General features: G+C 62.0%; 23 protein-coding genes and 1 pseudogene. 5 read left to right on the forward strand and 19 right to left on the reverse strand.

The window, feature by feature from the left end; all coding sequences use genetic code 11:
• Position 1 precedes the first annotated feature (1 nt).
• Together Q9451_RS07950 and Q9451_RS07955 are read left to right on the forward strand one after the other, a co-directional pair.
• Positions 2-2,638, forward strand: a complete 2,637-nt coding sequence (locus tag Q9451_RS07950; protein ID WP_008265595.1) for a chromosome segregation ATPase — start codon at positions 2-4, stop codon at positions 2,636-2,638.
• Complete coding sequence (locus Q9451_RS07955) at positions 2,635-5,970, forward strand: cold shock domain-containing protein (RefSeq protein ID WP_026383927.1); 3,336 nt, start codon at positions 2,635-2,637, stop codon at positions 5,968-5,970. Before Q9451_RS07950 ends, Q9451_RS07955 begins: the two co-directional genes overlap by 4 nt.
• Positions 5,971-6,000: 30 nt before the next feature.
• Here Q9451_RS07955 and mobH read toward each other — a convergent pair whose 3' ends face one another.
• Positions 6,001-7,857 (reverse strand): MobH family relaxase, encoded by a 1,857-nt coding sequence (gene mobH, locus Q9451_RS07960; protein WP_026383926.1) that lies wholly within the window; start codon positions 7,855-7,857, stop codon positions 6,001-6,003.
• 307 nt (positions 7,858-8,164) lie between these two features.
• Between mobH and Q9451_RS07965 the strand changes: the two genes are divergently transcribed.
• The 3 genes from Q9451_RS07965 to Q9451_RS07975 are packed head-to-tail and all read left to right on the forward strand — an operon-like array spanning position 8,165 to position 9,342.
• Entirely contained in the window at positions 8,165-8,482 is a 318-nt protein-coding gene (locus Q9451_RS07965) for a type II toxin-antitoxin system PrlF family antitoxin (RefSeq protein WP_014596084.1), read from the forward strand.
• The gene (locus Q9451_RS07970; protein WP_023124769.1) at positions 8,482-8,940 is read left to right on the forward strand and encodes a type II toxin-antitoxin system YhaV family toxin; all 459 of its coding nucleotides are present in this window, start codon (positions 8,482-8,484) and stop codon (positions 8,938-8,940) included. Before Q9451_RS07965 ends, Q9451_RS07970 begins: the two co-directional genes overlap by 1 nt.
• 27 nt (positions 8,941-8,967) lie before the next feature.
• Positions 8,968-9,342, forward strand: coding sequence for a DUF3742 family protein (locus Q9451_RS07975; protein ID WP_014596086.1), 375 nt, complete (start codon positions 8,968-8,970; stop codon positions 9,340-9,342).
• 19 nt (positions 9,343-9,361) lie between these two features.
• Here the strand turns inward: Q9451_RS07975 and Q9451_RS07980 are convergent, their stop codons facing one another.
• The 18 genes and pseudogenes from Q9451_RS07980 to traD all read right to left on the reverse strand — a co-directional run bounded on the left by Q9451_RS07980 (position 9,362) and on the right by traD (position 26,499).
• A complete protein-coding gene (locus tag Q9451_RS07980; protein ID WP_023124768.1) occupies positions 9,362-10,879 on the reverse strand; it encodes a conjugal transfer protein TraG N-terminal domain-containing protein in 1,518 nt (505 codons plus the stop codon).
• A 12-nt stretch (positions 10,880-10,891) separates the two neighbouring features.
• Positions 10,892-11,263 (reverse strand): hypothetical protein, encoded by a 372-nt coding sequence (locus tag Q9451_RS07985; protein WP_014596088.1) that lies wholly within the window; start codon positions 11,261-11,263, stop codon positions 10,892-10,894.
• The gene (locus Q9451_RS07990) at positions 11,260-12,678 is read right to left on the reverse strand and encodes an integrating conjugative element protein (protein ID WP_033936267.1); all 1,419 of its coding nucleotides are present in this window, start codon (positions 12,676-12,678) and stop codon (positions 11,260-11,262) included. Before Q9451_RS07990 ends, Q9451_RS07985 begins: the two co-directional genes overlap by 4 nt.
• A gap of 10 nt (positions 12,679-12,688) precedes the next feature.
• Complete coding sequence (locus tag Q9451_RS07995) at positions 12,689-13,636, reverse strand: TIGR03756 family integrating conjugative element protein (protein WP_026383924.1); 948 nt, start codon at positions 13,634-13,636, stop codon at positions 12,689-12,691.
• Positions 13,633-14,079 carry a TIGR03757 family integrating conjugative element protein gene (locus Q9451_RS08000; protein ID WP_026383923.1) on the reverse strand — a complete coding sequence of 149 codons (447 nt, stop codon included), beginning with the start codon at positions 14,077-14,079 and terminating at the stop codon, positions 13,633-13,635. Before Q9451_RS08000 ends, Q9451_RS07995 begins: the two co-directional genes overlap by 4 nt.
• A gap of 144 nt (positions 14,080-14,223) precedes the next feature.
• Positions 14,224-14,718, reverse strand: a complete 495-nt coding sequence (radC, locus tag Q9451_RS08005; RefSeq protein WP_026383922.1) for a DNA repair protein RadC — start codon at positions 14,716-14,718, stop codon at positions 14,224-14,226.
• A gap of 185 nt (positions 14,719-14,903) precedes the next feature.
• The gene (locus tag Q9451_RS08010; RefSeq protein WP_026383921.1) at positions 14,904-15,668 is read right to left on the reverse strand and encodes a thioredoxin domain-containing protein; all 765 of its coding nucleotides are present in this window, start codon (positions 15,666-15,668) and stop codon (positions 14,904-14,906) included.
• Positions 15,669-15,683: 15 nt separating this feature from the next.
• Positions 15,684-18,593 carry a conjugative transfer ATPase gene (locus Q9451_RS08015; RefSeq protein WP_033936266.1) on the reverse strand — a complete coding sequence of 970 codons (2,910 nt, stop codon included), beginning with the start codon at positions 18,591-18,593 and terminating at the stop codon, positions 15,684-15,686.
• Positions 18,593-19,042 carry a TIGR03751 family conjugal transfer lipoprotein gene (locus Q9451_RS08020; protein WP_012205987.1) on the reverse strand — a complete coding sequence of 150 codons (450 nt, stop codon included), beginning with the start codon at positions 19,040-19,042 and terminating at the stop codon, positions 18,593-18,595. The genes Q9451_RS08015 and Q9451_RS08020 overlap by 1 nt, the downstream gene beginning before the upstream one ends.
• Positions 19,023-20,432, reverse strand: coding sequence for a TIGR03752 family integrating conjugative element protein (locus tag Q9451_RS08025; protein WP_012205986.1), 1,410 nt, complete (start codon positions 20,430-20,432; stop codon positions 19,023-19,025). The genes Q9451_RS08020 and Q9451_RS08025 overlap by 20 nt, the downstream gene beginning before the upstream one ends.
• Positions 20,422-21,351, reverse strand: a complete 930-nt coding sequence (locus Q9451_RS08030; RefSeq protein WP_026383919.1) for a TIGR03749 family integrating conjugative element protein — start codon at positions 21,349-21,351, stop codon at positions 20,422-20,424. Before Q9451_RS08030 ends, Q9451_RS08025 begins: the two co-directional genes overlap by 11 nt.
• Positions 21,352-21,356: 5 nt before the next feature.
• Positions 21,357-22,049, reverse strand: coding sequence for a PFL_4703 family integrating conjugative element protein (locus Q9451_RS08035; RefSeq protein ID WP_012205984.1), 693 nt, complete (start codon positions 22,047-22,049; stop codon positions 21,357-21,359).
• Positions 22,046-22,456 (reverse strand): annotated as a pseudogene (locus Q9451_RS08040) (TIGR03750 family conjugal transfer protein). The gene Q9451_RS08035 and the pseudogene Q9451_RS08040 overlap by 4 nt, the downstream one beginning before the upstream one ends.
• A gap of 13 nt (positions 22,457-22,469) precedes the next feature.
• A complete protein-coding gene (locus Q9451_RS08045) occupies positions 22,470-22,829 on the reverse strand; it encodes a TIGR03745 family integrating conjugative element membrane protein (RefSeq protein ID WP_012205982.1) in 360 nt (119 codons plus the stop codon).
• Between the two features lie 16 nt (positions 22,830-22,845).
• Positions 22,846-23,079 (reverse strand): TIGR03758 family integrating conjugative element protein, encoded by a 234-nt coding sequence (locus tag Q9451_RS08050; RefSeq protein WP_012205981.1) that lies wholly within the window; start codon positions 23,077-23,079, stop codon positions 22,846-22,848.
• The gene (locus tag Q9451_RS08055; protein ID WP_012251136.1) at positions 23,076-23,459 is read right to left on the reverse strand and encodes an RAQPRD family integrative conjugative element protein; all 384 of its coding nucleotides are present in this window, start codon (positions 23,457-23,459) and stop codon (positions 23,076-23,078) included. Before Q9451_RS08055 ends, Q9451_RS08050 begins: the two co-directional genes overlap by 4 nt.
• A gap of 98 nt (positions 23,460-23,557) precedes the next feature.
• The gene (locus Q9451_RS08060) at positions 23,558-24,319 is read right to left on the reverse strand and encodes a TIGR03747 family integrating conjugative element membrane protein (RefSeq protein WP_012205979.1); all 762 of its coding nucleotides are present in this window, start codon (positions 24,317-24,319) and stop codon (positions 23,558-23,560) included.
• Positions 24,316-26,499, reverse strand: a complete 2,184-nt coding sequence (gene traD / locus Q9451_RS08065; RefSeq protein ID WP_026383918.1) for a type IV conjugative transfer system coupling protein TraD — start codon at positions 26,497-26,499, stop codon at positions 24,316-24,318. The genes Q9451_RS08060 and traD overlap by 4 nt, the downstream gene beginning before the upstream one ends.
• Positions 26,500-26,501 lie beyond the last annotated feature (2 nt).

The raw sequence follows: 26,501 nt of genomic DNA on the forward strand, positions 1-26,501 counted from the left end.
AATGAACAGCCCCGTCCAACCCGACACCGAAGCCCAGCGGCTTGCCGATTTGAACGCGCGTGAGAGCTGGATAAACACCAAGGAAAGCGAAATCGCCAGCCGTGAAACCGCCGTGGCTACACGTGAAAGGGATGCGACTGCAGAGCGTCAAGTCATCGAGCAAGACAAGGCCAAGCTGGCGCAGCGCGAGCAGGCCGTCACGCAGGCTGAGCAAAAGTGTGATGCAGGTTTTGCCGATGAACGAGCCGCGCTGAATGATGAGCTGCGTGAAAAGCGCGCCCAGGGCGAAAGAGCAATTGCCGAGATGCGAGAGAAAAACCTTTCAGCGTTGGAGGTTGAAATTTCCGAGCTGAAAGCAAAGCGACTGGGTGCGGTTGCCCATGCCGAAAACGCCGAACGGGAGCGCATTCGGACAGAAATCGCCCAAGAGCGCGATGCATGGACAAAACAACAGGGTGACGCTCGAAAGCAGTTGAATGCAGAGCGCACGGAATTTGAGAAACAAAAAGGCGCACTCTCCGCCTTGCAAAGCGAAGTCGAAGGAAGACAGGCAGAGCTTGAGACTTCAGAGCGGACACTCGAACGCAAAGAACAACGGCTGGAACAGCAGAACCAGAGGCGCAGCGAGCAACTGGACGATGAGGTTGAGAGGCGTGTTGAGGATCGCCGAAAATCGCTAGAGGCTGCTCTGCAATCTGCCAAAGAGGAAAACATTCGACTGCGCGAGGCGTTTAAAACTCAAGACGAACTTCTCGGCGCGTTCGAACAGTTAAAGTTGCAACTTGGTGGCAAAGACCCTGCTGAAATTCTGCGTGCGCTGAACAGCCAGGCCGACGAACTCAAACGCCTACGAGAGGAGCTTGCTACCCGACCTACTGAGGAAATGCGCGAGCGGTATCAAGCCCTTGAATCAGAAGCCAAAAATCAGAAAACACGGGCAGACCAGTTAGAACGGCAACTTTCCACCAATGAGGCTGCGGTCGCTGAAATTGGCGAGCTGCGCCGTCAAGGCTCGGAGCTCAACGCCGAAAACAAATCTCTGGCGCAAAGGGCATCCATCTTCGAGGGAGCAGCCAACGAAGCGCAAGCCGAACTCAAGCGTTTGCGTGCAGCTTATGAGCGCCCTGCTGAAGTTACCGCTCGCTACAAAGAAATTGAGATGCCGCACATCAGTGTGGATAAGGTCAAGCAGCCGGTGCAGCACGAGATCGATGAGCTAACTTGGCTCACTGGGATTGGTAATGCTTGCGATACATACGGACTACATTTCAATCCACGTATTTTGAAAGCTTTTCATACAGCTCTCAAAACAGCGGAATGGTCGCCGCTCACTGTCCTGGCAGGGGTTTCCGGAACCGGAAAATCCGAACTGCCGCGCCTCTACTCGCACTTTGGCGGAATTTATTTCGAGCCGCTGTCTGTCCAGCCTAATTGGGATTCGCAGGAATCCATGCTGGGCTTTTTCAATTCCATAGACAATAAATTCGATGCACAGCCGGTGCTGCGTTTTCTCGCGCAAAGTCAGATATCAGGCCGCGAACAATATGAACAGCGCATTAGACGTTGGCAGAGTATGTCGCCAGATCAGCAAATAGCACTTGACCCTGAGAAGGACAAAGAGCTGATTGAAGCGTTGAAACAAGCAGATTATCCAGGATTGCAGGACGCAGTGTGTCTTGTTCTGCTTGATGAGATGAATCTGGCACACCCTGAGCTTTATTTTGCAGAGTTTTTGAGCAAGCTAGAACTGCGGCGTGGCAGAAAGGGTGATGATGTTCCGTTCATACCGGTGAAAATTGGCGCCGGCATGGAACCCTATAAGCTTCCCCTCGGTCGTAATGTACTCTGGACAGGGACGATGAACCAGGACGAAACCACCAAGTCCCTTTCGGACAAGGTGCTTGACCGTTCCATCATCATCAACTTTCCGCGCCCGACGGAACTCAAACGCCGCCTGAAGCTTGCTCCACTTGATGACAAAAATCGAGGCCCGGCGCTACACAAAACGTCGTGGCAGAGTTGGCTAGCACAGGGCAGCAACTTCTCCGACGATCAAGTCAGCCCGTTCAAAAAATTCATTGAAGCAATCAATGCTTCTTTAGCGGTTACAGGCCGTGCCCTCGGTCACCGCGTTTGGCAATCCATTGAATACTACATGGCCAATTACCCGGATGTCCGTGCTGCACGCGATAAAGATGCGCTTGCCAGAGCTATGCATGTCGCCTTCGAGGATCAACTCGTGCAGAAGGTCATGCCCAAATTGCGGGGTATTGATACACGCGGCAAGAGCAAGACAGAGTGCCTGGACAGGATTCGTGGACAACTCGTTACAGGAATCGGCAGTAACTCATTCAATCTGACAGAGGATTTCGACCTTGCCTGTGATCTTGGCTATGGTCAGTTTATTTGGCAATCGGCAAATTACCTAAACGTCGGTGACACGGAAACCAATGATAGATCCACGGCCAGTCGAGACTCGGACAATGCTGAATTGCCACACTCCCTTTTTATGAAAGATGAACCAGATTCAGACAAGCGTCATAAAATGTGGAACTTAAAGACACCAGAGCAACGAGATGAGCTGCGCGTGAAACTTGAAGAAAATGCCAGAGCAGGAAGGATTCACGCCAAGCAATGAGTATTACTCTGGAAAAAATCTATACCGACTTCCGTGCCAAAGAAAAACTTGCCAAAAAACTGCTTGAGCAAATGAATTGGTTTGGTTCAATCACGGATTTCGATCCTAAGACCGGCGCGGCTCTGCCGAAATCCTTGTCAGGGTTCCTCGCCAAAGTCGCACAGCCAGAAGCGAGTGAGATAACCCGTGACCGCCTTTGGCGCATAACGGAACACTGCCGCGCTTCTGTCGAGCGATTATTTCATTCTCTCAACGAAAGTCCTCGCCGCGAACACGCTCTACTGCCTGTTCATGCTGTGCGTGAACTGGATGCCAACAGTTTTATTAAGCTGAGTAATCGTCCGGGTCGTACCATTCGGGAAAAACTGGCAGGTAACCCCTACATACAGGCTGTGCGTCGTTTTCAATCCGTCGACCTGCCGGAAAATCGCTTGCTGAAAGCCTTTGCCATTCGCCTTGCGGAAATGCTTGATTTACGCGGTGATTGTCTCGGTCAAGAGGATGAGCTTCTATCAAAAATCTACTTATGGTTGCGTTCTGATGAGGCGCAAGCCATCGGCAATTGGGAAAATCTGCCACCTAACAACACGCTACTAGCACACCGAGATTACCGTCACGTGTGGGATGCATGGCGCTGGCTGCAAACCCTCGATGAGGACATCACCAGCGACCTTTCTCAACTGGATGTCCGCGAGAAAACCATGCGCCTTTGGCAGCAATGCGCGCAAATGTGGCTTGATGGAAAGCATCTTTTTGCTGAGATACCGTTACTATTCGATTATGAAAAGTTTGAGATTCTTCCGTGGACTTCCAAGCCACCTTTGTTCAAGGAAGTGAAGTACAAGATGCCCCGGCATTTGCGACAAAGCGCGAGTGCCGAACCAATTTGTGTTGATATCACAGCCCTGCATCCCCGCTATGCCAGTGGTGACGGAAAAGGAGCGCAGTCGCTGGCGGCCCCCTTTCTTTGGCAGAGGTGGCAGCGCGAAAATGAAACCGTTGACATCGAACTCTTTGGTTCCGATGCCGTTTGGCTGAATCCCGATGCGACCACCATTTCTGCGCCAGATCTGTTTTTCGCCAAAGACAACGCCACTGAGCTTTTTGACCCCGCCGCCCGCGCGTTCACTACTCGGCTACGCGAAGAGTTCAAGAACGATACACTCATCTGGCTTGCGCCTGACTTTCTCAACGATTTCGAGCTTGAAGTCATCCGTCGCAACCTCAACGCGCGTTTCCCGAATGCCGAGCCGTTGCCGCGAAGTGTGGCGGCCGTGTTCGCTCAAGCTGACCCGGCCAAAATCACGGGCGAGGGTTACGCCATCATCGTCGTTGATTCCATTGGCGGCAAGACGACCGCCACCAAGCTCATCGCCAAGCGCGACAAAGACCTGGCGAAACGTCTTCCCATCACCAAAGGCTTTTATTGGGAGCGTTGCCCGCCGGTTGTTATCCCTGGCGAGGAAGCAGAAAGGCTAGGTGGCAGCGGCTACGACATCATCACGCTGGATGCCAACGGGCGGTGGCACGATGCGATCCGCCCGGCAAAGCCCCCATTCATTGAGGCAGCACACCTGAAGCGTATTCCAAACATCGGGAATTTCGCGTTCTGCATCAATTTGATGGAAAGCCCCGTTATGGGCGGAATCCATCTACATGCTTTACAACAACAGGTGGCTGATATTCCACTTTGGCGCGACCAGATTCCTGAGCTTTCAGTCAAAGTGATGAAGGATGGACATCAGCAACGATTCCACCTGGTTTTGCGCGGAACGACAGTCAAACCCATTCGGGGTAAACCCGTCACCATCCCGGTTGATGAATTCTTCACACTGCCCGCTGGCAGGCCGCATTACTCGTTTCCGCTCTATGTCGGCGATAAGGGTGACGACTTCGGTTTCTCTGCTCGTCTCGATTCACCCGCCTTCCCATTGGAAAACAAGGTTGACTGCGAGTTGAACCTGACCTTTGAATACGGCGCGGATGATCCCTATAAACTCGTCTTCACACCGCGCGACAAATCTTTCCCACCCATCCGCGCTACCTGGCGACGCACGGAAGAAATCACCGATGCCCCTGCGCCGGAATATCCGCAGCCAATGAATTGGGCGGAGTTGCAGCGGTTTCCGAAGCAAGACAGTAATAAAACCTCTGATCTGTTGGACTGGGTGGAAAGGGCAATTGAACAGCTTGACCGTGATTTTTACATCCGCCCCAAACAGAGGACGACTGGCACGGTAAACAGAAAGTGGCTGACCGACAAAATAGGCGGGCAGTTTACCTTTGCTACATGTAAATCCACCGATGAGTCTGTATTCATTCATCAGAACAGTTTTGTTCATGAACTGAGCTACGCCGACTTCACTGAGGGGGCAGAAATTTCATTCGAGCTTCAGGAGCGCGATGGGAAATTCTCTGGCTGGAAAGTGGCAGGGCCGAGATACAAAGATGAAGTGCGTCTGAAAAACTTTGACGAAGAATCAGCAAAAAATCTGGTTGCCAGTATACGCAAGAGACTTTACTTTCCTGTCATTCAGGTTTGGCGCGATGGGCGCTCGACTGGAGACCGTGAATGTCCGAAAGGGTTTGCCGACGCAATGAAGGCCAGAGGAGAACACCTCGTTGCCCTGCTGAACGAGAGTGGCATTCCTGAGCAAGTAAAGAATGAAATTCGATTTCTAATGGCCTGTATGCACAAGGATGCGCCTGAAAATTGCGTTCAGTGGATAACCGGGCAGGTTGAGGGTCAGAAAATTCGTGACCTGCGAGCCGTCGGCTTCGCGCTTGGTGATGTTTCGCAGCAATGGCAGAAAGATTTGCTATCCCAGCTCGTTGCGAATCCGTCAAATGACGCGCTCAGTATTTTGGCCTATGCCATCTGGCGAGAGCAGCAGTTTGTTGAGAAATTCAGCCTCGCCAACTTGCAGTCCATTCTGAATGCTCTGAACATCATGCTCAACATCAAGCAATATCCGCCCCGGAAAGACGAGTGGACTGCTCGCAACTGGATTCGCGCCACGACAGAACCGCTTGAACTTCTGCTCGGCCTGCTTCGCACCCGTGCATCATCCACCCCCGAAATCAAGATTCTCCTTCAGCCGCATCAAAAAATCACCAAGGAATTGGCCAAGAAAATCGAGCGAGTGACAGAAATTGTCACACTGTCCAACATCAAGCTCTTCTCCCGTGTGAAAATCAACATCCAGAAACCCTCAGGCGACCGCACCCCCGATCTGCTCTACGCGCTGCGCCTGTACCTCACTGGTGACGATGGTGCGAACGCTATTCACATATCTAGTGTTTCTGATGGAAATACTGATGAGACCATTTAATTTTGATAGATGATTTTCATATCTTGATCTTCATAGGCCGGGAAATTTCATTGAAAATATATATGGGTTATTTGGAGGCGTAAATTCGAAAACCATTTCTGGTTTGATAAGTAAATAGCCATGTAGCTTCCTCGATTTTCTGGCGCCTGTGACTTCGCAAGTCCAGATGTTCAGGCCACTTGGTTGCTTGCGATGCAATTGCAGTCGCTCGAAGCGCTTCTGCACCCACTGCCAATCCTGCAGGTTCTCCTGTTTGGCCAGTTTGCCTACCTGCGGGTGTTCCTGCGCATAGCGCTGGAACACGCCAGGGCTGACCAGGTAGGCGGTGTCGCTCACGGTATGCACCAGCGCTTTCGCATCGTTGATGATGAGCCGCCGCGTGGCGATGCCATGTTTCAGCCACGCCATGAAGTGCTCGCCGGATGGCTGTGTCGTCGAGGACGTGAAGGCCGGTGACGAAGGCGCAGCGGCGGCCAAGGGCGGCTGGGTCGCATCGGGGAGAGTTGCGGGTACTTCGTCCGGGACGGTTTCCACATCCTGATCTGTGGTTGGCGAGTTTCCCGTTCCCACCATCGCCAGCATGTCCGCTATGACGTCGGGGCTGGCCTGGGCCTTGGGTGGAGGGGCTGAGGTGATGCCACTACCCTCCGCTGGCGGAGCGTTTGGATTCTCCAAAGCGGACGTCGCGCCTTTCGCAGAAAGGGTGGCTCCTGCTTCGACATCTTCAACTGCGGTGGGCGTGTCGATCGTCAACGTCCCGGTGAACGGTGCCGGTCGCTCACCAGATTCCCAGATCAGCGCGGGTGCCAGCCGTAGCAACGTAAACGAGTGGCTCCAGCCGGTGGAACTGGTCACGGTCGCACGCCAGATCGCTTTGCCGTCCGGCGTGGGCTGCAACATGCCGTGATCCTGCAGCACGTTGAACACGGCGGTGTTGTTCGCTGGGATGCCGTCGATGCCTTGGGACAGCAGATGTGCCCGAAGCTTGTCCGAGACCGTCTTGCTCACCAGCCACAAACCATCCTCGGTGAGCCAGCCATCCGAGGCTTCGTGTTGGTTCAGCTTCAGCTCCTCCTTGAGCAGGTAACGCAGCCCGTCGAGCAGCTTGCGTTGCAGTGCGTGCTTGGGCGCGGCCATGGCGCGTGTGGGATCGCCGCCCAGTTCCTGGGCCACGGAAGCTCGGTCGGCCTGCACCACCAATTCGCCCAGCACGCCAGCGTGCTCGTACTGCCCGGCCAGGACGTAGAGCAGCGGTGCCCACAGCGACGGATAGCAGCTGAGCCAATCCAGGACTTCACGGTCAAGCAGTTGCCGGTAGAGCAAGCCTGTCGCGGCGCTGTGGAGCCGGTACTCGCGATCGTCTCGGTAGCGGAAGCGGTATGGCTGGCACAGCGGGCCGTGCCACGGATGCCAGATCGAGCCGTCGGCCAGCTCGACGTGCAGATCGACGGCGATCTTGCCGATGTCGTGCAGCAGTGCGGCGTAGGCGACGGCAGCGGTCCAGGCTTCGGCTTGCGCAGCCTGATCCTCGGGGTTGGCGCCGATGGGCAGCAGATGGGACTGCCGCAGTTTCAGGCTGTAGGCGACGATTTCCAGGCCATGGTCGAGCATGCCGCCTGGGTAGGCGTGGTGATGCGCCTCGGAGGCCGGGAAGGCCTGGACCAGCTCGGCATAACGTTCCATCGGCGTGCGGTACAGCGCGGCGAACTGCTTGCGCGAGAGCGAGGTGCGCTGCCAGATGTGTTCCAGCAGCTTCTGCCGGCGCGGTGTCGCCAGCAGCGATGCGGCCGATTCCGGTTGCAGCAGCCCTTTCGGGAGATCGGTGACGGGTGCAGGCGACGGAGCGGCAGCGACCGGAGGCCGTTTCCGCTGGAACAGAGAGAGCATGTGGGTGTCCTGGTGGCGGGCAAGCGGGCGGCCTTTTCGCCTTTTCGGGTAGGGCCTTTCCCCTTGCACCCCATTCCCTTGCCGTTTCGGCCCTTTGGCCTTTAGAAGCCTTTGGATATAGAGCGGTGAGCATTGGTTGTCCACCGTCAATGCGGGTATGGCGGGGCCGGATTGATGCAGGAAGGCTGGCTGTTCCCACCCTACGATGAGATTCATTGTTGGATGCTGGAGGACCCCGGTGAGACCTTTCATTGACGAGGTAAGGATATTTCCTTACAATACGGGAATTGCGATCAAGAGAGCCGCCATGCCTGCCATTCACGAAGTTGCCACGCTGACCTCCAAAGGCCAGATCACGCTACCCAAGTCCATCCGACAGGCACTTGGGGCCGATACCGGCAGCAAGCTTGCGTTCGAGCTTCGTGGCAGTGAGGTCGTCGTGACCCGCGCCGATGCCGAGCACGAGGACCCGGCCATTGCCGCGTTTCTGACCTTGCTGGCCCGCGACATTGAAGCGGGTCGGAATGTGCGCGGCCTGCCCGAGAATCTGGCTCGCACAATGCTGGAGCACGCGGGGCACAAGGTGGACCTGGGCGATGATTTCGATGAGGACGTGGAAATCTGATGCAACAGCATGGCTGGACACTGCTGTTCCACGACAACCTGATCGAGCAGTTGATGAAGCTGCGCGCGGCTGTGCTGCGCGCCCAAGGCAACGACCCGGAAGGGTTCGGATCGAACGCCAACGTCAAGTTCTTCCGGGCCTTGACCCAGTTGATACAAGACGTGATACCGAGTGACCCGGCGCGCGATGAGTACCGGCAAGGCAACACCATGGGGCCGGCATATCGCCACTGGCGGCGGGCCAAGCTCGGAAGGCGATACCGGCTGTTCTTCCGCTACGACTCGAAGGCGAAGGTCATCGTGTACGCCTGGGTCAACGATGAACAGACCCTGCGGTCTTCGGGAAGCAAATCAGACCCGTATGCCGTGTTCGAGAAGATGCTCGGGCGCGGGAATCCGCCGGACGAATGGAGCGCATTGGTACAGGCAAGCAAGCAGGATTGGAGCAAACTGGAGTAGTGATTTCACATATAGCAGGTGACGACCATGAACACGACGACCCGCATCAGCACCGCAGAACGCCTCGGCCGTAGCTTTGGCCGTGGATGGCGCGCCTATGCGCGTGGCGAACGGCGGGCGTCGAGCTGGTTGGTGTACAGGGGCGTGCCGGTAGTTGGTGCCACCGTGCTGTTGTGGGTGGTCAAGCTGGCCGTGCTCGGTGTACTGCTCTATTCCGCGTTCTGGCTGGCACTGCTGTTGGTTTGTGTCGTGGCTGTGGGATGGGCAGCAAATCAGAGCCATTCAGACGAAGAGTTCCATTTGCAGTTTCCTACCACCTTGGAAGAACTTCGAGAGACACCGGGTTATGACCCGAATCTCTACAACGACACATCTCATGAGATGTACAAGGATGATGACTGACACTCGGCTTGAGCGTGCGTCACTTCAACTTCCTTGACATTGCGCCAGCTCCTTTTCCACCGGCAGCGCCTGCGTCCCTCGTACCTGCTGAGAAACTGTTTGCGATCGTTCCAGCGCGGATTCCGGCCCAGGTCAGCGCACCGATCCAAAAGGTGGGCAGCACGATGAACATCGTCCCCATAACGAAGTTCAACAACAGGTCGCCAAAGGCGTTGTTCAGCCCCACCAGTGGATCGAAGTTGGCGTGTGGCCGGTTCCAGCCGAAGCCCCAGCCATAAAGCGCATCGAGGATGGTGCTGTCGATCCAGCGCGCGAGCTGGAACCAGAAATCGACGAAGAACAGCGCGAACTGCACGACGCTCACGGTAACGACCGTCTTCAAGTCATAGGTGCCCACAACCAGCACCAGCGGGATGCAGATGACCAGCGCCATCTTGAGCAAGCCGAGCACCATGGGCAGCGCTTGGCGCACCACGTCCATGGCGGGAAACGCGGCAATCGCGCCGACAGCCATGCCGACGTCGCCCGTGGCCCGCGTCACGATGTTTGGCAGGGTCTTGTCGATTTGGCCGCCGTAGTCCGTATAGACGTTGCCCTGGTTCAGTTTCTGCTGCCGCGGCGAGGCGATGGTGCGGATTACCGAGTCGTCCACCTCGGCTCGGCTCAGAAAGCCGGCCCAGCCCGCCAGGCGATTCAGCAGGCTTGGGTCTACCTGCCCCAGCAGGCGTGCGCGCAGGCCATTGCTGCCATCGGCCCACCACTGCCTGCAGGACGGATAGCCGCCACCGCTGGCCACCTGCGCAAGCCCGGCATCACGGTTGCTGTCGTAGGGCCAGTCATCGCGTGGTGTGCTGGAGCGATAGCTGTCGTAGTAGCCGCCGGTGTCCGTGAAGAAGCGCGAGCCGATCCAGGTCACGTCGTGCATTTGTGTCTCATCGAGGTCCGGGCGCTGCATGAAGAGCTTGGCGCGTGCCGGTCCGTAGCAGTCCCGCGAGAAATCCGCCACTTCCTGAGCCAATACCGGGTCGTCGATGCGCGTCGCGTCGATCTCCATGCGCATCTGCCGCAAGTCGGTGCCGCAGGGAATCGCCGCCACAGAGGCACCGGTCACTGCTCGCGAGAGTGTGTGCATAAAGGCCCACCAGACGGGCACCTTCGCCGACTGGTTGTTGATAGTGCTGAAGGACTGCGACCAGCCGGTATCGGTGGGCTGCGGCACGCTGACTTGGCATTGGGCCGAGCGCGAGCTGTCGTAGCGGATGGTGTTGAGATCCACGTCGATGAATGGGATGCCGGCGAACATCACCACCACGATGGCGACGAACACCCGGTTCTCAATGCGCGCAGCCGAGAGCACGCCCTTGTTGCCTTCGTCGGCGCCCTCCGCACGGGCCTTCAGCCATTCCTGCACGATGATGGCAATGAAAGGCAGCGCGAATACGCCGCTCGCCACCAGCACGGCCCAGATGCCGTTATGGACGATCCACGACACCAGCGTCAGGTAGTACTCCAAGTAGTCGGTGGTGAAAAGCGTCATGTCCTCGCCCCTTCAAGCGGCCTGCATCAACAGGCTGGCTTCCAGCGCCACAATGGCGGCGACGCCGGCGATCTCGCTGCGCAGCAGGCGCCGTCGCGCCTGCCTATCAGCCCCGCGTTGGGCCTCACGCGCCAGCAGCCGGCGGCGCATCCAGACCCAGCCGTAGGCTGTCGCGCCGTACAGGCACATCCGCCACACTAGAAAGTAGCCTGCCGTGGCCGCCAGCCACCGCTCCCAGTTGGCAACGCTGCCGACGAGATAAATGCCGACGATGTTGGCGCCCACAGCGGCGGCAACGAGCAACACCGTCCACAGCAGCGCCTTCATCGCGCGCCGGTTGAACAGCCAGCGCGGGCGCAGCCAGCTGGCACGCGACGGGTTCATGGGTTGCCTCCCGGATTGCCCTTCTGGAGCCGGTCGAGGCGGTCGGGAATGGGATCGCCTTCGTAGATGCCACGTGAGCCAGCCGCGCGTGTGCCATGGCGCTGGATGATGGCCATGGGCGAGTTGTTCGCCAGCTCGCGGCGCAGCTCCAGCTCGGTCTTGAGGTTGCGGATTTCCTGGTCGAGCGTGTCGCTCTCGTGGTTCACGGCCTCGACCGCCAACTGGTTCGCCGCGACGTTGGGCTCCTTCTTGCCGGTCAGCAGGGTGCGCTGGAGCAGCAATGCCTTCTCCAGCACCGACGCCAGCGCGACCTCCGAGGCCAGGCGCCGCGCCAGCAGGTCTTGATCCGGCTCGTCGCGCAGCGCCTCGATGACGCCGCGTGTGATGGGCAGCGAGGTGCTGCCAGCCGCACGCAGGTTCTCGAAGGTGGTGTTGCGCGTTCCCGAGACCAGTTCCTGCAAGGCTTCCAGCTTTGCCTCGTACTCCTCCTGGATCAGCGGCGTCAGCCCGACGCCGGGCACCGTTTCGGTCTTGGTGCAGGCATCGCAAGTGCGCTGCACCTGTTCGCCGAGAACCCGTGTGGCCCATTCGGTCGCCTGCTGTGGCGAGGTCCAGGTCTGGCAAGACAGACTCGCGCAACTGGCGGCAGCGATGGACGATGTGTCGGTCACGCTGCGGCCGTTGACCAGGTTGTAGCCTGCGCGGGTGACGTCGCCGACCACGCGGATGGCCGACTGGCCTGCGCCGCCCGCATTGCTACCACCCACCCAAGGCACGCCGTCGTTGCCGCGGCGCGTCTCCGCCTGTTCAATTGCCGACACGGCATCCGTGCTCGACACCGCATCGCGCAGTGCCATGCCTTCGGCCATCTGGCTCCAGCCGAGTTGTCCGCCCGCCGTGTCGGCCATCTTCTCGGCCATGGCACGGCAGGTCAGCTTGGAGCGGTCGAAATCCAGGCGCGCCTGCAGCACGCCGTTGGTCAGCAGGTTGTACAGGCCGGGATCGGCGCGCTGGATGATCAGCGCAGGCAGCGATGCCACCGCGCTGGTGGCGCTCTGGATCACGTTGCTCATGATCTGCTGAAAGCCGTTGGTGACGCCGTTGAGCTGGTTGCGCAGCGTGGTCTGGATGCTCATGTCGCCGCAGATCAGGTTGCTGTTCCAGCCCACGCCAACGCCGATCGAGCGCATGCCGGCAGCGCGGCCCATGGACACTGCGCTGCCGCCGCCAATCGAATACATCACCTCGTCGCCGATCACGGAGCCGCCGGTTTGAAAGCCGGTCTGCGCCCACGCCAGGCCGCCGCCAAGAACGAGTCCGCCAGCCAGCAGCCCAGCCGATACCCGAGCCAATACCATGGGGCGCAGCAGGCGGCGTGCCTTTGGGGAGAGGTTCATCAGTTCAGGACGCTTCATCGCCGTACCCTCATTGGAAATCGACGCTGCCGAGGAACATTTGCCCCCGGCGTTCGCAGCACGCATAGGGACGCCACAGCGCCCAGGCGTAGTCGCCTTGCTGCGCCTGGGTCAGGAAGCCGCTGCGCGGGAACACCGTGCAGGACGAGGACAGGACGGGCGTGAGTTCCTGCCACTTGCCCGTCGAGGCATCGCCTTCCATCAGCGCGCCGGCAGGCCAGTAGCCGGGCCGCGAGTTGGCGAGCAGCGGCTGATAGACGTGAATCTGCCCACGGCGCGTGACGACATCGCCAGCGCGCTGGGCCACCACGGCGCCGGCCTTGTGGTCGTCGGCCTGGTGCAGGAAGCCGCCACGCGGATACACGTTGCCCCAGAGGTTCATCGTGGTGCGCGCGCCGACCTCGCGCCTGCCAGGAATCAGCGCCTCCGGGTAGACCATCTCGGGCACGTTGTAGCGCCAGGCCAGTGTGTCCAGGGTGCTGAGCAGGTACGGCATGAACGCCGTGCCCGCGCCCTCGCAGAAGTAGCCCGACGATGAGACGAACTGGTTGAACACCTCGACGCCGGGATGGCCGATGACATCCGCGTTCTTGAACTTGGCGAGATTGTTCTCGTGGTCTTCGTTGGTGGTGCCGTCTCCGCCGGCCTGGGCCGAAGGGTTGGGCGTGCTCATCGGTCGAACTTCGACCCAGGGGTTCTCGCCGGTGTTGCTGTAGCTGGAGACGACCGCATCGGGGATGTAGTGGCGGACTTTGATGGACGTGCGCACCGTGCAGCCCGTCCAGGTGCAGTAGAGCCAGTAGCAGATGCCGACGACGCGGTATTCGAGGCAGTCTGGCGATGCCACTGAGCCAACGATGGTTGCGGTGTTGAGGGCGTAGCTGCCCGTGGCGCTGAGCAGCAGCACTGAGGCCACGCCAGCACGCAGGCGGCGCATCCGCTCGAAGGGTCGGGTCATGGCTGCGGCCTCCGGTGTTGCGCAATGCGCGCGACGGCACGGGCCACGTCCGGCTCGCCATAGACCACGTAACGCTGATCCACCAGGACCGCCGGAATGCTGGTGACACCCAGGCTCCATGCGTCGGCGACGCCCTGGTATGCCGACGCAATGCGGCGCTGGAGGTCGGCACCGCCGTTGTTCAGGCGGCGCTTGACGATGACCGCGGCCTGCTCAGGATCGGCGGGCAGCTGTGCGGAAAGCTCGGCTTCGATGCGCGGGCCTTCATCCAGCTCGATCAGCCGTTCCCCACCCATGGTCTTGACCGGGTGGCGGCTGTCGGTGACGACCACCACATCGGCGGCGAAGGTGGTTGGGCTGAAAACGGCCAAGGATGCCGGCAGTGCAACGGCCAGGCCAAGGGTTCGCCAGCCGGATGCGAAGCGGAATAAAGATGCTGGCATGTCGCGTGCCCTGGAAGTTGATCAGAGCCATAGTCGAACGCGAACCCGCTGCCGCCCCAACAAACAATGCGCATCGCGGGCACCCCGCATACCTGTTCGATGCTGCCGCATGGAAGAAAGCGGAGGCCGAAGCCCCCGCTGTGATTACAAAAGACCAGACTCGGCGAATGAGTACGGTGCGCCCTGACCAATCACAAAATGGTCGAGTACCCGCACGTCGATAAGCGCCAAGGCCGTCTTCAACTGTTCGGTCAGCAAGCGATCCGCATTGGATGGCTCGGTGGTGCCCGAGGGGTGCTGATGGGCGAAGATGACCGCAGCGGCGTTCAGTTGCAACGCTCGCTGCAGCACGACACGCGGATAAACCGAGGTCGCATTGATCGTTCCATGGAACATCGGCTCCACGGCCAGCACGTCGTGCATGCTGTTCATGAACACGACGACGAATATCTCATTGGGCTCGGCGACCAGCTTCAAGCGAAGGTAGTCCCTGACCGCAGCGGGCCGCTCAAGACGTGGCCCTGCTTTGAAAACCCGTCGCTCCAGCAACACGATGGCTTGCTGGACGATCCAGTCCTCGTTCTGAACAGAAATATCGGAAAGCGACTCCAGGCAGGAGTCATTGATGACGACAGACATGGCGAACCTCCAGGCAGGGAAATCGGAGGGCGCACATGCCCCTGGAGGGCAGGCCCTCCAGGGAATGGAACAACGGAACAAGGTGCATCCATCACCGCTGCTGCGGTGATCGTTCGTGGCAGGATGCGAGGCGAACGGGTAGCGGTCAGCGCAGCGTGCTGCGCCGTAGCCTCAATGACCGCAGGCTACCTGGGCATGTCGCCGACGACGTCGGCAGGCATTTCGGTAGTGGGTGAAGTGACCGAATCCTCAGCCGCCAGCATGTCCATGGCCGACAGCAGTGCATCGCCTTCGATCGGCCCCTGCAGCAGGATCGCCTGGCCGGTCTGACGATCATGCAGCCGAAGCGATGGCGTCGCAGTTACGCCGCCCTTCGTGGCTTCCTCGGCCTGAGCGCGAATCAACGCTACGGGCCGCTCGCTGGCCAAACACTTCTCGACGGCTGGGTTGAGGCCGGGATAGCGCAGACCCTCGGGCAATCCCAGGCCGTCACTGCGCGTGTGCGCATAGACCCATTCGATGGCCTGCCAGAAGGCTGCATGCCCACCTGTTTCGGCGGCGCACTCTGCCAGGCGTGCCTCGGCGGATGCGGCTGGTTCGTGTACGGCCAGCGGCTGGTGCTGCCATTGCAGGGCTACGTCCGCGTTGGCGCCCACCCAGCGCTTGAGCTGCGGGAAGTACGCTCGGCAGAACGGGCATTCGAGGTCGGCATAGAGCGTCAGCGTGAATCGGCCCTCGGGGTTGCCCATCTGCCAGGGAGGTCCGGCTACCTGCGCAGCACTGACCGGCGCGGGAGCCAGCGACGCGGGTTCGCTGGGAGTGCGGGACACGAGCCAGATCAGCAGCAGTGTGATCAAGCCAGCGGCCAAGAACCAGGGCCAGCGCTTGCGCGAGCGCCGACGGCGGAACGCCTGCACCGGCATAGGAATGGAAGGACGTTTCGGTTTCACGGCAGTCTCCGGCGGCTATTGCGGCAGGCCCAAGGCTGGCGACTCGATGCCGCGCGCCTGGTCGATCTTCTCGGCCACCTTGAAGGCCGCGTCGAGTTCACTGATGCCGTGCTGCTGCATGAGTTGGTAACGCTCGGCTTTCTCCTCGGGTTCGGTCTGCGCGAGCGCGAGATAGAGGCTCGGTGGCACGGCCCGGAACAACACTTCCAGGCTCTTGGAGAGGATGACGCCCTCGGTGAACTTCCCAGCTTCTTTGCGCGCTGAAAGCATCAGCGCCTTCTGCGCAGGCGAGAGTTCGCGGAACCGGGCGATCTTCTCCACCTCATCGGGCGGCATCGACAGACAGATCCACCACTCGATCATGTTGAGCATGGGCTCTGCGGCGCGCGGCAAGTCGTCGATGTTTTGTGTGGCGAGCCAGAACCAGGCCCCCAACTTGCGCCACATCTTGGTGATCTTCACCACGTAGGGGGCGAGCAGCGGGTTTTTGGTGATGATGTGCCCTTCGTCGGTGACGTTGATGATCGGGCGGCCCAGGTACTGATCGCGCTCGGCAATGTTGTTCACCGTGCTGATCAGGCTGATGTAGGCAATGGAGAGCTGCGCGTTGTAGCCCTCGCGGGCATAGGTCGCCAGATCGACCAGGGTGATGTCGGCTTCGGGCCACGGCGAACCGTCGCGGTCGAACATTTCGCCGTCCGTGCCTTGGCAGAACATGTCCATGGCGTCGGCCATCTCCAGCAGTCGCACACGCCGCATTTCCGGCAGCGTCGGGTCCTGGCTGCGCGTGCGCAGCGCATTGCGCACATCGCGCGTGAGCACGGTGCGCTTCTCGCCATCCTTGCTGTGGCAGTGTTCTGCGGCATCGAGGATGCACTGACGGATCAGCGAGCGGTCGGCCCGCGTCATCCGGGCTTCTTCCTTGTCTTCGCCACCGGTGATCATCAGCCTCGCGGTGATCTCCAATTCGCCCAGTACGTCGCGCTGCTCATCTGCCTCCATGGCCACAGCATCGGGCGGCAGGTCTTCGTCCAGGGCATCGGCGTCGAGCGTCTGCACGTCGCTGGGCGTCTCGATCAGCCGGCGCGCATCCGCGAACGGCGCCAGGGTAACGCCCGAGCCCGGCGCGAGCTTGACCCGGTTCACGGTCAGGCCCAGGCGCCGGGCAAAGTCGCTGAACAAGCCAAAGCTGTTGCCGGCCTCGACAATGAACAGGCGGGGTCGGTAGATCGCCGTGACCTGATTCAAGAGGTTGTTGAGGGTCGCCGACTTGCCCGAACCCGTCGGGCCGAACAGGAACAGGTGGGCGTTCATCTGCCGGTCCAGGCGGTTGAGCGGGTCGAAGGTGATCGGCCCGCCGCCGCGGTTGAACATCGTGATGCCGGGGTGCCCCGTACCCTGGGCGCGGCCCCACACCGGCGAGAGGTTCGCCGCGTGCTGGGCGAACATCAGTTGGGTGTACCACTTGCGCCGATCCTGGCCGGGGTTGTAGCAGCACGGCAGCCAGCGCAGGTAGCTGTTGAGCGGTGCCACCTCGTCGTCCTCGCGCACCGGCTGCAGGCCAGCGTTGAGCATGACGTTCGCCAGATCCAGGCCGCGTCGGTCCAGTTCCGCCTCATCGCGCCCGCGCAGGTAGAACGCCAGCGTGCCGCGATAGAGCTTGTGCGCGCTGCCGATCAGGGAACGGGCTTCATGCACGTCCTTGAGCGTCTGCTCCGACGCCAGGGTTTCGCCGACCGCTTTCTTGGCCAGGTGGTTCAAGTCCGCCTCAAGGACATCCTGCGGCGTGGCGACCATCGTCAGGCAAAGGGTGGTGTCCTCGGGCATCTGGTCGAACAGCGTGTTGATGGCATCGCCTTTGCGTGTCTCGCCGGTCAGGTGCCCTGTGCCCGGCGGCATGCGCAGGCGGTCGGTGATCAGCACGCGGTGCGGCAGGCCGTCGAAATGCCAGGTGCCCTGCGCCACGTCGGAGCGCGGCTGGCCGAAGAACAGCCGCTGGCTGAAATCCCGCCCGCTCGCCAATTCGATCTCGCCGTCTTCGCCGGCCTCCGTACTGTCGGGGTAGCGCGCCAGCGCATAGAAGCGCTCCCTGTCTTCGGCCCCAGGCCCAAGCAACGTGGGACGCGGGTTGAACCAGCGCAGCAGCCAGTCGTGAACATCCGCAGCCACCATGCGCCGGGCCTGAATGCCGGCGTTCGCCAGTCCGCCGCACAGGCGGTCGCAAACGATATTGAGCATCTGCTCGGGCGTCTGCCCGCGGCGGCTGTTTTGCCCTTGGCCGGTCACGCGGCGATAGACCACCATGCGCACACGCCGGGTCTGGCCGCGCCAGCGCAGCCGTGTGACCACCGTGTCCTCGAACAGACCGCCCGGCTTGGCCACCGCGCGCAGGTGATGGCCGAAGAAGCGCAGGTAGAACTCGGTGAACGCCGTCTCACGGGCGCGCGGCTGCACATAGTCGCGCAGGGTCTGCATGTACTGGTCGAAACTGGGCTCGTCCTGAGCGTAGAGCTGCAGCACCCAGGGGTTCTCATCCAGTTCATCGAAACTGTCCTGCAGCGCGTTTTCCAAGGCATCGCGGGCCTGCGCGAGCCAGCCAGGTTCCCGGCCTTCGGTGCCCAGCGGCACCAGCTCGTAGAACGCCGCCACCGATTGCCCGTCCTCCAGCAACATGGCTTTCGACTGCGCCAGGAACTCCACCCAGGGCAGCAGTTCCACGAACGACGGCGCGACCTCGTACAGCGCCTGCTCGTCTGCCAGGGTCGCCGGCCTGCGGCCTTGCACCGCCGTGCCGGGTTCGGGGATGCCGACCTGGCGCAGTGCCTCGACGTGGCGTTGCCAGCCGTCCGGCTGCTCGTCGTCGTCAGCATCGGATGCGGCCAGCTTCGGCGCGGTCGGCTTCGGTCTGGGGAGTTTCCAGCGCATCAGTAATCCTCCACGCGCTCGCCTGGCATGGCGTACTGCACGCGCTGGTACAGCGGGAACACGGTCGTATAGCCCGGAATCGGCACTGGGTCGGTGCCCGCCAAATGCGGATACACGTACATCACGAGATCGGGGTTAGGCAGGCGCTGGAACTGGCGGTAGACCTCGTTGCGCGCCGTGCGCGTGTAGCGCATCTGCTCGGCAGGCGCGGCCTGCACGTCCATCTCGGTCAGCGGCCTGCGCAGGCTCTGGCGCGCATCGAGCAACTGCCTGCGCGCTACCTGGCCGGCACCACCGCCGCCGTCGCCGGCGTTCTGCTGCCAGATGTTCATCATCGTGCTGTCGCCGTGGGTCAGCAGCTTTTCCTTGCTGGTGGCGCAGCCACCGAGCAGCGCGACGGCCAAGGCCAGCGCCAGGCCCTGAGCCCAGCTATTCAAGTTCGAGGGCATGGCTTTCTCCTGCGCGGTGATCGACCTTGCGGCCTTCGGGATCGAAGTCGATGGCGAGCGGTTTTTCGAGGTGGACGGCGACCTTGGCACCGGGCTGCACATAAACGGCAGCGAAGGCCTGGCCGTAGAGCTTGTTGACCCAGCTCGACATGTCCTGGACGCCGCTGGCGAGAATCCGGCCCACGGCTTCCTGGCCGCTGATGCCCACGCTGCCGATGGAGCCGTCGGCGCCGACATAGGACGCCCTGCCACTGTCGGATTCGATCAGCGAGGCCACGCCAGCCCCAGCCGCCGTGATCAGCGCCTGGGTGCCGAGGTACTGCTGCGCATTGCTGCGCCGCTCGCCGCTGACACAGGGAATGCCGTGCGGGTCGCTGATCCAGCCCAGGCCGTCGCGTTGTTGGTTGTTCTGCTGGTTGCCCTCACGATCCTCGGGGATGGTGCGGATGGTCCCGTCATGGAACACGAAGGTGATGCTGCGCACCTGGCCGCGCACGCAGGAGAGCGTCCAGTCGCCCGATGCGGTGCCGGAGAACACGGCCCCGGCCACATCGGGAATGTCGATGCCGTTCGCGGTCAAATTGTCAGGCCCGACCAAGACCTTGAAGGGGTATGGATCGTTCACCGTGCCGTCGATCGGCACGCGGCCAATCAGCGCCGTCATCGCCACCGACCCCATCAGCGTCGAGTTGGTCGGCACGGTATAGACGGGCGTCGGGCTCTTGACGCCTGCCGCGCGTGCGCCCGCGTTCGCCACGGTTTGCGCTGTGGTTTCCAGCGTGCTCTGTGCGGAACCGAAGCTGGTGGGGAAGCTTATGCCGCCATTCGACCTGCCACGCCCGTCGCTTTGTTTCGCGTCATCCGGCTCCACCCAGCGCATACCGCCTTCCATGCCGGCCTCGTCGCCGTCACGCAGGCCCAGCCCCACCGGCAAATCGGCATGGCCGCCGCCACGCCCGCCGATGCTGTCCAGGCGCTGCTGCAGGTCAGCGAGCAGCCCCTCGGTCTGCTGGCGCGCGCTGGCCGCCTGCTGTTGGTCGCGGCGCAGGTTGGAGCGCTCGGATTCGAGGGCGGAACTGATGCGTTGGTCGATGGCGTTCTCGCGCTGGCGCAGTCGCTGGTTCTCCTCACGCTGCGACCTGTTGTCGGACAGCGCGGTCTGAAGCTCGGTGCGCAACTGCTTCACCTGGGCAACCAGCGTCGCCACGGTGTCGCGCGGGGTGTCACCCTCGATGCCCAGCGCCTTCATTTCTTCCGGCGTAAGCCTGCCGCCGCCATCCGCGACAGGCGGTGCCGACGCACCGCCACCGGAAAACAGCCGGATGGCGACAAACAGCACCAGCAGGGCCACGGGGATCAGCAGCCACTTCAGGAGTCCGTTACTGCGCATGGCGGGCCTCCCTGTCGTCGCTGGCTGCTGCTTTGGGCTGCGGGAGATGCACAGCGGGGTCGAAGCGATGGATCGCCGGCAGCAGCGATTGCGCGAGGCCGTGCCCGCGCGTCACCAGGTACAGGACGGTGGTGTCCTCGGGGGTTCCGCGCGGGCCAAGCGCCTCGTGCTGGAAGGTGGCGGTGAGGAAATCCCCTTGCAGCACGCGCGGGTCGAGGCTGATCCAGTCGCTGCTACTGTTGGTCAGGCGCACGGCAGTGACCCACTGGTCTTCCAGGCGCCACGAGGCGAGCGCGACCGCGCGTGCCGGCAAGGTCGGCATCAGCGTGCCGAGGTCGAGGTCGCGGCGCAGGTTGACCCGCATGACGCCTGGCAAGGCTTCCACGGTGCGCAGCGGTGCGTAGAGGTTCTGCGCAGCAAAACGTGTCAGCACGACGGGGATTGGCGTTTCGCGCCGCGCCGTCCGGGTGCCCGCCTGCTCCTGAGCGCGTGCATGGGGCGCATCGGCACCGTCAGGCTGATCGCCATAGCGCGCTGTTGAGTTGTTGCCCTCGACGATTCGCACCGGTTCCAGCTCGGCTTCGCCGTCCTTGGGCGGCTCCGCCGCAATGTCGAGCAGGATCAGCGCGCCGGTGTCGGCGTCCTGCAATTGCAGCCGAGTGGGCTCGATCGGCTCGCTGGCGCGCAGGTACACCGCGCCGCCCGCGCTCTGCACGCGCAAGCGCTCACCGACGCCTGCGGGAACGCCCACGCGGACGTTTCGGTCGATGAACACGATGCGCTCCTGGCCGACCTTCAACGGCACCGCCAGCGGCATGCGCTCCCAACGCAGGATCTCCACCGCCTGGACAGCGGGGGACACGACCACTGCGGCGGCCACGGCCAGCAGCCCCAGCAGCGCGAGTACAGGATGCTTCATGGGCTTCATGGGGAATTACCTCCTTGAGGCGCTTGCGGCGTCAGGCCACCAGGCACCGGGCGCGTCGGCTCCGGTGCGCTGATGCGCTGGGGCGTGCCCTCGTAGCAGTCGATCACCAGGCCGAACGGGTTGCGTGCGGGATCGACGTCCACCCGCGCGACCTTTACGGGGTAGCGCACCAGGGCGCGTTTGACCTGCTCGGCGCCGTAGTACTCGTCGGCGCTGATGTCCAACGTCACCACCCAGTCGCGGTCGGAGATCACACGCACGCGCGCCGTGGGGTTGTCGCCATAGCTGCGACCGGGGATTTCGTAGATGCCGCGCACCCGCTGGCGCAGTTCGCCGGTGCTGCGGCGGTAGTCGTAGTCCGCCTTGAGGAATGCCTGGCAGGACGGGGTGAGGTACGGCGAGAGCGTATGGAGGTTGCGCGGGTAATCTTCTTCGCCATTCGTCGGCCAGCGGTTGAGGGTCTGGAACACGTAGAACGTGAACGCATAGACCGACTCGGGCGGCACTTCCCACCACTTGCGGGTACTGCCGGAGCGTAGGTCAGGCGGGACGTGGATGGTCAGATCGCGCGGTGCGCTCCACCAGCCGCCGCCCATGACCAGGGCGACGATGACCAGCGCACCCGCGCCGAGGCGCAGCGTCTTGATGTGCGCCTGCAGGTGGGTGATCTCGTTCTTGAAACGGCTCATCGCGCGCCCCCGTGCATGCCCCTGCGGATGGTCCAGAAGCCGGAGCGCGAGATCAGCACATGGCCGCCCACCCAACCGGCCATCAGCGGATGGCGCGTGGCAATGCGCCACTACAACTGCCGGTACAGCCAGGTGTCGGGACGCCCACGCTTGAGACGGCGCAGGATGCCGCCGCCGATGAAAACGCCCAGCGCCACGCCCAGGACAACGAAGGTCGGCGCGATGGCAATGGTGCGTAACACCCAGGACAGCGGCGCGCCAACCACCAGGCCGGCAGCGCCGGACAGGCCGCAGCAAATCCACAACTCATCGGCAGTGAGGCCGCGCACGACCACCGGGTGCCTGTTGAGCCGGTGTGGAAGGAACGTGACTGTCCCATCGGCACGGACATGCTGTTGCTCGGACATAGCCCGTCCTCGCTTACAGGATGCCGGTGGCTTCGGTGAGCAGCCAGATGCCGATCACGAGCAGGACGGCGCCGATGGCGACCGTGAGACCGAACTGCCCCCAAGTCTTGCGACCGGTGTGGATTTCCGCGTAGGTGCCGTAGGCGTGGTAGCACACGCCAATGAACATCGACGCCACCACCAGGAGGGCCACGAGCATGATGATGTCGTAGCCGTAGTTCCTGATTGTTTCCATGATGCCGCTGCCGGCGCCGCGGGTCGGGTTTTCCAGCTGCGGCAGACCTTGCGCAAACGACAGCGCGGGCAGCGCGGCGGCACCCAGGGCGACGGCGGCGCGTTGGACAAAACGAGTAGTGAGGATGCGGTTTGGCATGGTCAATCCCTTCAGGTCAGGAGAGGAGGAAGAACGTCATGACGAGGTACATCGCGACGAAGCGGATGCAGACGCCGAGGAACTGGCGTTGGTTGAGGCGGTTCTCGGCCCACCCCACGTAGGCCGTTCGGATGGCCCAGACGCCCCAGACGAGCAGAACCGCAAACACGATGCCGACCAGAACGGTCGCCATCGCGGACGGCGCGATACCGCTGTTGGCTTGAAATGCCGAGACCTGGGCGCCGTTCATGGTCTGCCCTGCGCAGTCGTCGGCAGCGATGGCGGGGCGGTCCGCTCGGTGCGGTACTCACCAGCCAGTTCGGAGAGGTCGCGTGGCTGGGCGCGCGACGGTGTGAGATGGGCCTGGATGCCGGCGCGCACACGCGCCAGATCAGCCAGCAGTCGTGGGTAATCGAAGTGGTAGCGCTCGCCCGGCTGGATGGGTGCGTGTGCAGCGCCATCCGCGATGGTGCGCTCCAGCGCGTCGAGCTGGCGTAGCGCGGCAACCAGCTCCTGGCGCTGTGCCGGGGATTCGGCCAAGGCAACCGGGAACTGACCCATCAGCAGGGCCGTCACGAGAAAAGTGGGCACGCCGCGATGCGCGGCGCGCAGCCAGATCGGAGCCAACATCGCGCCATTCCTGTGTGATAAGCAATGGCTTGATCGTGGCGATCAAAGGCGTATCAGGCCGCAAACAATAAGAACCTGCGGATGACCGGATTGATGGCCTAGAGGTACTTCTTGAAGCTCCCTGCAGTCAGGCTCACGGCCAGCCCCAGCAAGCCGGCGCTGGGCAGCAGGATCAGCAGCGGATGCACCGAGATCGGCAGCGCCAGGTACGTGACCCAGGGCAGCACGGCCAGCGGCATCAGGCTCGCTTTCGCTCGGTGATAGATAAAGCCGGATTCCCGGCCTGCGCCGAACCGGCGCACATCCCGCCGTACCAAACCGTCGATCAGGCCGACGAAAGCGGCCGTGAAGATCAGCGGCAGCGTGAGCGCCAGGACCAGCAGGCGCACGAGGAAAGTAAGCGTCGTGAAGGCTGCGGCGATCAGGTAGCTCTCCGTCCAGACATAGACCTGGCTGATGAAGTAGCGGAAGTTGCGCCCTCCGTCCTGGTTTTTCCCCTGGCTGGGCGCGCGGGCGCGCTCGGCGGTCTGGCTCATGCGCTCCAGGAGCCCTGATCGCACGAACACCCATTCATAACCCGTGTCCACCAGCTCGTGCGCCGTTCGCCCCGGCTCCTGCACGACCACGCTGCGCGTGAAATGCTTGGACAGGTGCCCCAGCTCGTACTGCAACATTTGCTGGGAGTGCTGCCAGCCCTGGTCTTTCCAGAACAGGTGCATGCCGATGCACTCCATCAGGATCGAGAACAGCAGCGAGCCGACCAGCACCCCGAGCAGCCGGAGCGGCAAGGTGATGGTGCCGACGATCAAGCCCTGGCGGCGGTTCTGCTCGCGCTGCGCAGTCGAGGCGGCATCGCTCATGGCGCGGCCTCTTCGCTGGCCGTGTCGCCCGTGCCGGTGATGGGTGTGGCGATGGCCGTCTCATCGAGCAGATCGTCCGGCAAGGCCGCGTCCTGCAAGACCGGGGAGCTGGTGAACTCCCACCACTGCGTGGCCTCGCTGTAGCTCTGGCGCATGTGCCCGGCCAGTTGCTGCAAGTCCGCCGGCATCACTTCATCCGGGTCTGGCGCCGGCAACGGCATACGCACCTTCCAAAGCTGACCGCCCTGCAGCAGCGCGAAGCACTGGCCTTTGGGCAGGCCGACGATGTGCGATGGCTCGATCATCGGCACGCTGGACATGCTGATGCGGTCCTGGGTGTTTGACGTAAAGTCTGTCGCTCCACGAATATCGGAGCTGTCGGTCGCGCCGCTGACGATGGTGGTCGTATAGACCTCGACCTTCGGCAATTGCCGGGTCAGCAATTCAGCGGTAGCCGTCTCGCGCACGCGCAGCATGAACAGGTTGTTGAAGTTGCCGATCACCTGACCGGCCTTCGCGCGGTTGCCAATGCGTGCTTCGATGTCCGAGAGCGTCTGTGTGTACGCGGTGACTTGCAGGCCAGCGCCGCCGCCCTTGTTGATCAGCGGGATGAACTCGTCGCCCATCAACTCGTTGAACTCATCGGCATGGACGTTGATCGGCACGCGCGAGCCAGCCGAGGCGCCCGGCAGGCCGTCGTCGATCCCGTGCTTGTAGATGTGGCCAGCGACCGAAACCAAGTCGGAGAACATGGAATTGCCGACCGCTGCGGCGACCTCGGCATCGGACAGCGCATCCAGGCCGACATAGACCACGGCGCGCTTTCGGATCACCTGCATCCAATCGAAGATCGGACGCGGGTCGGCCAGGTCGGAGTAGTTCGGGGCCAGAAGCTGGGCGATCTTGCCGCTTGTGAGCTTCTCCAGCAGCGGCAGCAGCGATGCAACGATCTTGTCGAAGTAGGTCTTGTCGTAGCGCACCGCCGAGCGCAGGCCGTCGAGCACCGGGTCGTAGTTGCGCGCCTGCGAGAGATACTGCTCCAGCGCCACCACGCGCTTTTCGCGCCCGATCATGTTGCGCGGGATGTTCTTCTCGTTGAGCTTGGCCTCGATCTGGACGATCACCTCCCAGGCCTTGGGCTCGGTCTTGGCGAAGTAATGTTGGGCGTACTCGATGAACAGCGCGTCGATGTTTATGACATGCCGCTGGATCAGCATGTAGTCAGGACGCTGCCCCAGTTCCACCAGGGCACGGGCGATGATGTTCACGAAGCGCCAGGCGAACTCGCGAAATGCCGCGCTGTTGCCTTCCCCGGAGAGCTGTCCTGCAACACGGGTGGCCACCTCGCTGATGCGCCCAAAGCGGCCCACGGCGTTGTAGCGCGCGGAAATGTCCGGCCAGCCCAAATGGAAGACATAGAACTCGCTCTCGCGGCCCGCATGCTTGGCCTCGACGTACACCCGCTTCAAAAGATCGGCGTCGCCCTTGGGGTCGATGACGATGACGACCTCGTGCTCACCGTCGGCGTTCTTGCGCCGAATGTCCTGGGTCACGAACAACTCGGCCAACCGCGTCTTGCCCACGCGCGTGGTGCCCAGCACCAGCGAATGCCCGACGCGCTCACCCAGCGGCAGGCTGACGTCCACCTCATCGGGCTCGATGCCGTGCAGGCGCGGCAGGCCGCCCACAGGCGGCAGCGGGCGCACCGGGTTGAAAGGCACATCCCAGCCCGTGAGCGCAGGCAGCCGGGACAGCGGGAACGGCGCGAACTCCAGTCGTTCCTCCAGCCTGCGTGCCAGCCGGTAGGCCGGCGTTGGCTCGACGTAGCGGCGAAATTCCGGTCGGTACGTCTGCATAAGCCTATGGGTGTGTTTCTGCTCCCACAGAAACCCGCGCCCCACGAACAGACGCTGCTGGCTGACCGGCACGTCCTTGCTGGTCATCACGTAGCGCGGCAAGCGGCGAATGTTGCGCCGGTAGCGCAGGATGACGCGGGCATCGCGGTAGCGGATGGCACCGTAGACGCAGAACGCCAGCGCACTGCCGACGCCCATGGCGGGGCTCAGCGCGAGCGACCACGGGGCCACCAGGGACAGAAACGCGGCGCCTGCACACGCCGCGACGGTATAGAACTCCACCGCTGGGCGCAGCAAAACCTCGACCGGCTGTTTCCCCGACATGG

Source organism: Pseudomonas sp. NY8896 (assembly GCF_039634505.1).

What these genes read in the sequence shown, in the direction of transcription:
- Q9451_RS08060 (WP_012205979.1), bottom strand. Translation starts at nt 24,319, where the DNA reads ATGAGCGATGCCGCCTCGACTGCGCAGCGCGAGCAGAACCGCCGCCAG.
- Q9451_RS08020 (WP_012205987.1), bottom strand. Translation starts at nt 19,042, where the DNA reads ATGCCCTCGAACTTGAATAGCTGGGCTCAGGGCCTGGCGCTGGCCTTG.
- Q9451_RS08000 (WP_026383923.1), bottom strand. Translation starts at nt 14,079, where the DNA reads ATGCCAGCATCTTTATTCCGCTTCGCATCCGGCTGGCGAACCCTTGGC.
- Q9451_RS07980 (WP_023124768.1), bottom strand. Translation starts at nt 10,879, where the DNA reads ATGACGCTTTTCACCACCGACTACTTGGAGTACTACCTGACGCTGGTG.
- Q9451_RS08030 (WP_026383919.1), bottom strand. Translation starts at nt 21,351, where the DNA reads ATGAAGCATCCTGTACTCGCGCTGCTGGGGCTGCTGGCCGTGGCCGCC.
- Q9451_RS07965 (WP_014596084.1), top strand. Translation starts at nt 8,165, where the DNA reads ATGCCTGCCATTCACGAAGTTGCCACGCTGACCTCCAAAGGCCAGATC.
- Q9451_RS07975 (WP_014596086.1), top strand. Translation starts at nt 8,968, where the DNA reads ATGAACACGACGACCCGCATCAGCACCGCAGAACGCCTCGGCCGTAGC.
- Q9451_RS08055 (WP_012251136.1), bottom strand. Translation starts at nt 23,459, where the DNA reads ATGTTGGCTCCGATCTGGCTGCGCGCCGCGCATCGCGGCGTGCCCACT.
- radC (WP_026383922.1), bottom strand. Translation starts at nt 14,718, where the DNA reads ATGTCTGTCGTCATCAATGACTCCTGCCTGGAGTCGCTTTCCGATATT.
- Q9451_RS08050 (WP_012205981.1), bottom strand. Translation starts at nt 23,079, where the DNA reads ATGAACGGCGCCCAGGTCTCGGCATTTCAAGCCAACAGCGGTATCGCG.
- Q9451_RS08045 (WP_012205982.1), bottom strand. Translation starts at nt 22,829, where the DNA reads ATGCCAAACCGCATCCTCACTACTCGTTTTGTCCAACGCGCCGCCGTC.
- Q9451_RS07985 (WP_014596088.1), bottom strand. Translation starts at nt 11,263, where the DNA reads ATGAACCCGTCGCGTGCCAGCTGGCTGCGCCCGCGCTGGCTGTTCAAC.
- mobH (WP_026383926.1), bottom strand. Translation starts at nt 7,857, where the DNA reads ATGCTCTCTCTGTTCCAGCGGAAACGGCCTCCGGTCGCTGCCGCTCCG.
- Q9451_RS08025 (WP_012205986.1), bottom strand. Translation starts at nt 20,432, where the DNA reads ATGCGCAGTAACGGACTCCTGAAGTGGCTGCTGATCCCCGTGGCCCTG.
- Q9451_RS08035 (WP_012205984.1), bottom strand. Translation starts at nt 22,049, where the DNA reads ATGAGCCGTTTCAAGAACGAGATCACCCACCTGCAGGCGCACATCAAG.
- Q9451_RS07990 (WP_033936267.1), bottom strand. Translation starts at nt 12,678, where the DNA reads ATGAAGCGTCCTGAACTGATGAACCTCTCCCCAAAGGCACGCCGCCTG.
- Q9451_RS08015 (WP_033936266.1), bottom strand. Translation starts at nt 18,593, where the DNA reads ATGCGCTGGAAACTCCCCAGACCGAAGCCGACCGCGCCGAAGCTGGCC.
- traD (WP_026383918.1), bottom strand. Translation starts at nt 26,499, where the DNA reads ATGTCGGGGAAACAGCCGGTCGAGGTTTTGCTGCGCCCAGCGGTGGAG.
- Q9451_RS07970 (WP_023124769.1), top strand. Translation starts at nt 8,482, where the DNA reads ATGCAACAGCATGGCTGGACACTGCTGTTCCACGACAACCTGATCGAG.
- Q9451_RS07955 (WP_026383927.1), top strand. Translation starts at nt 2,635, where the DNA reads ATGAGTATTACTCTGGAAAAAATCTATACCGACTTCCGTGCCAAAGAA.
- Q9451_RS07950 (WP_008265595.1), top strand. Translation starts at nt 2, where the DNA reads ATGAACAGCCCCGTCCAACCCGACACCGAAGCCCAGCGGCTTGCCGAT.
- Q9451_RS07995 (WP_026383924.1), bottom strand. Translation starts at nt 13,636, where the DNA reads ATGACCCGACCCTTCGAGCGGATGCGCCGCCTGCGTGCTGGCGTGGCC.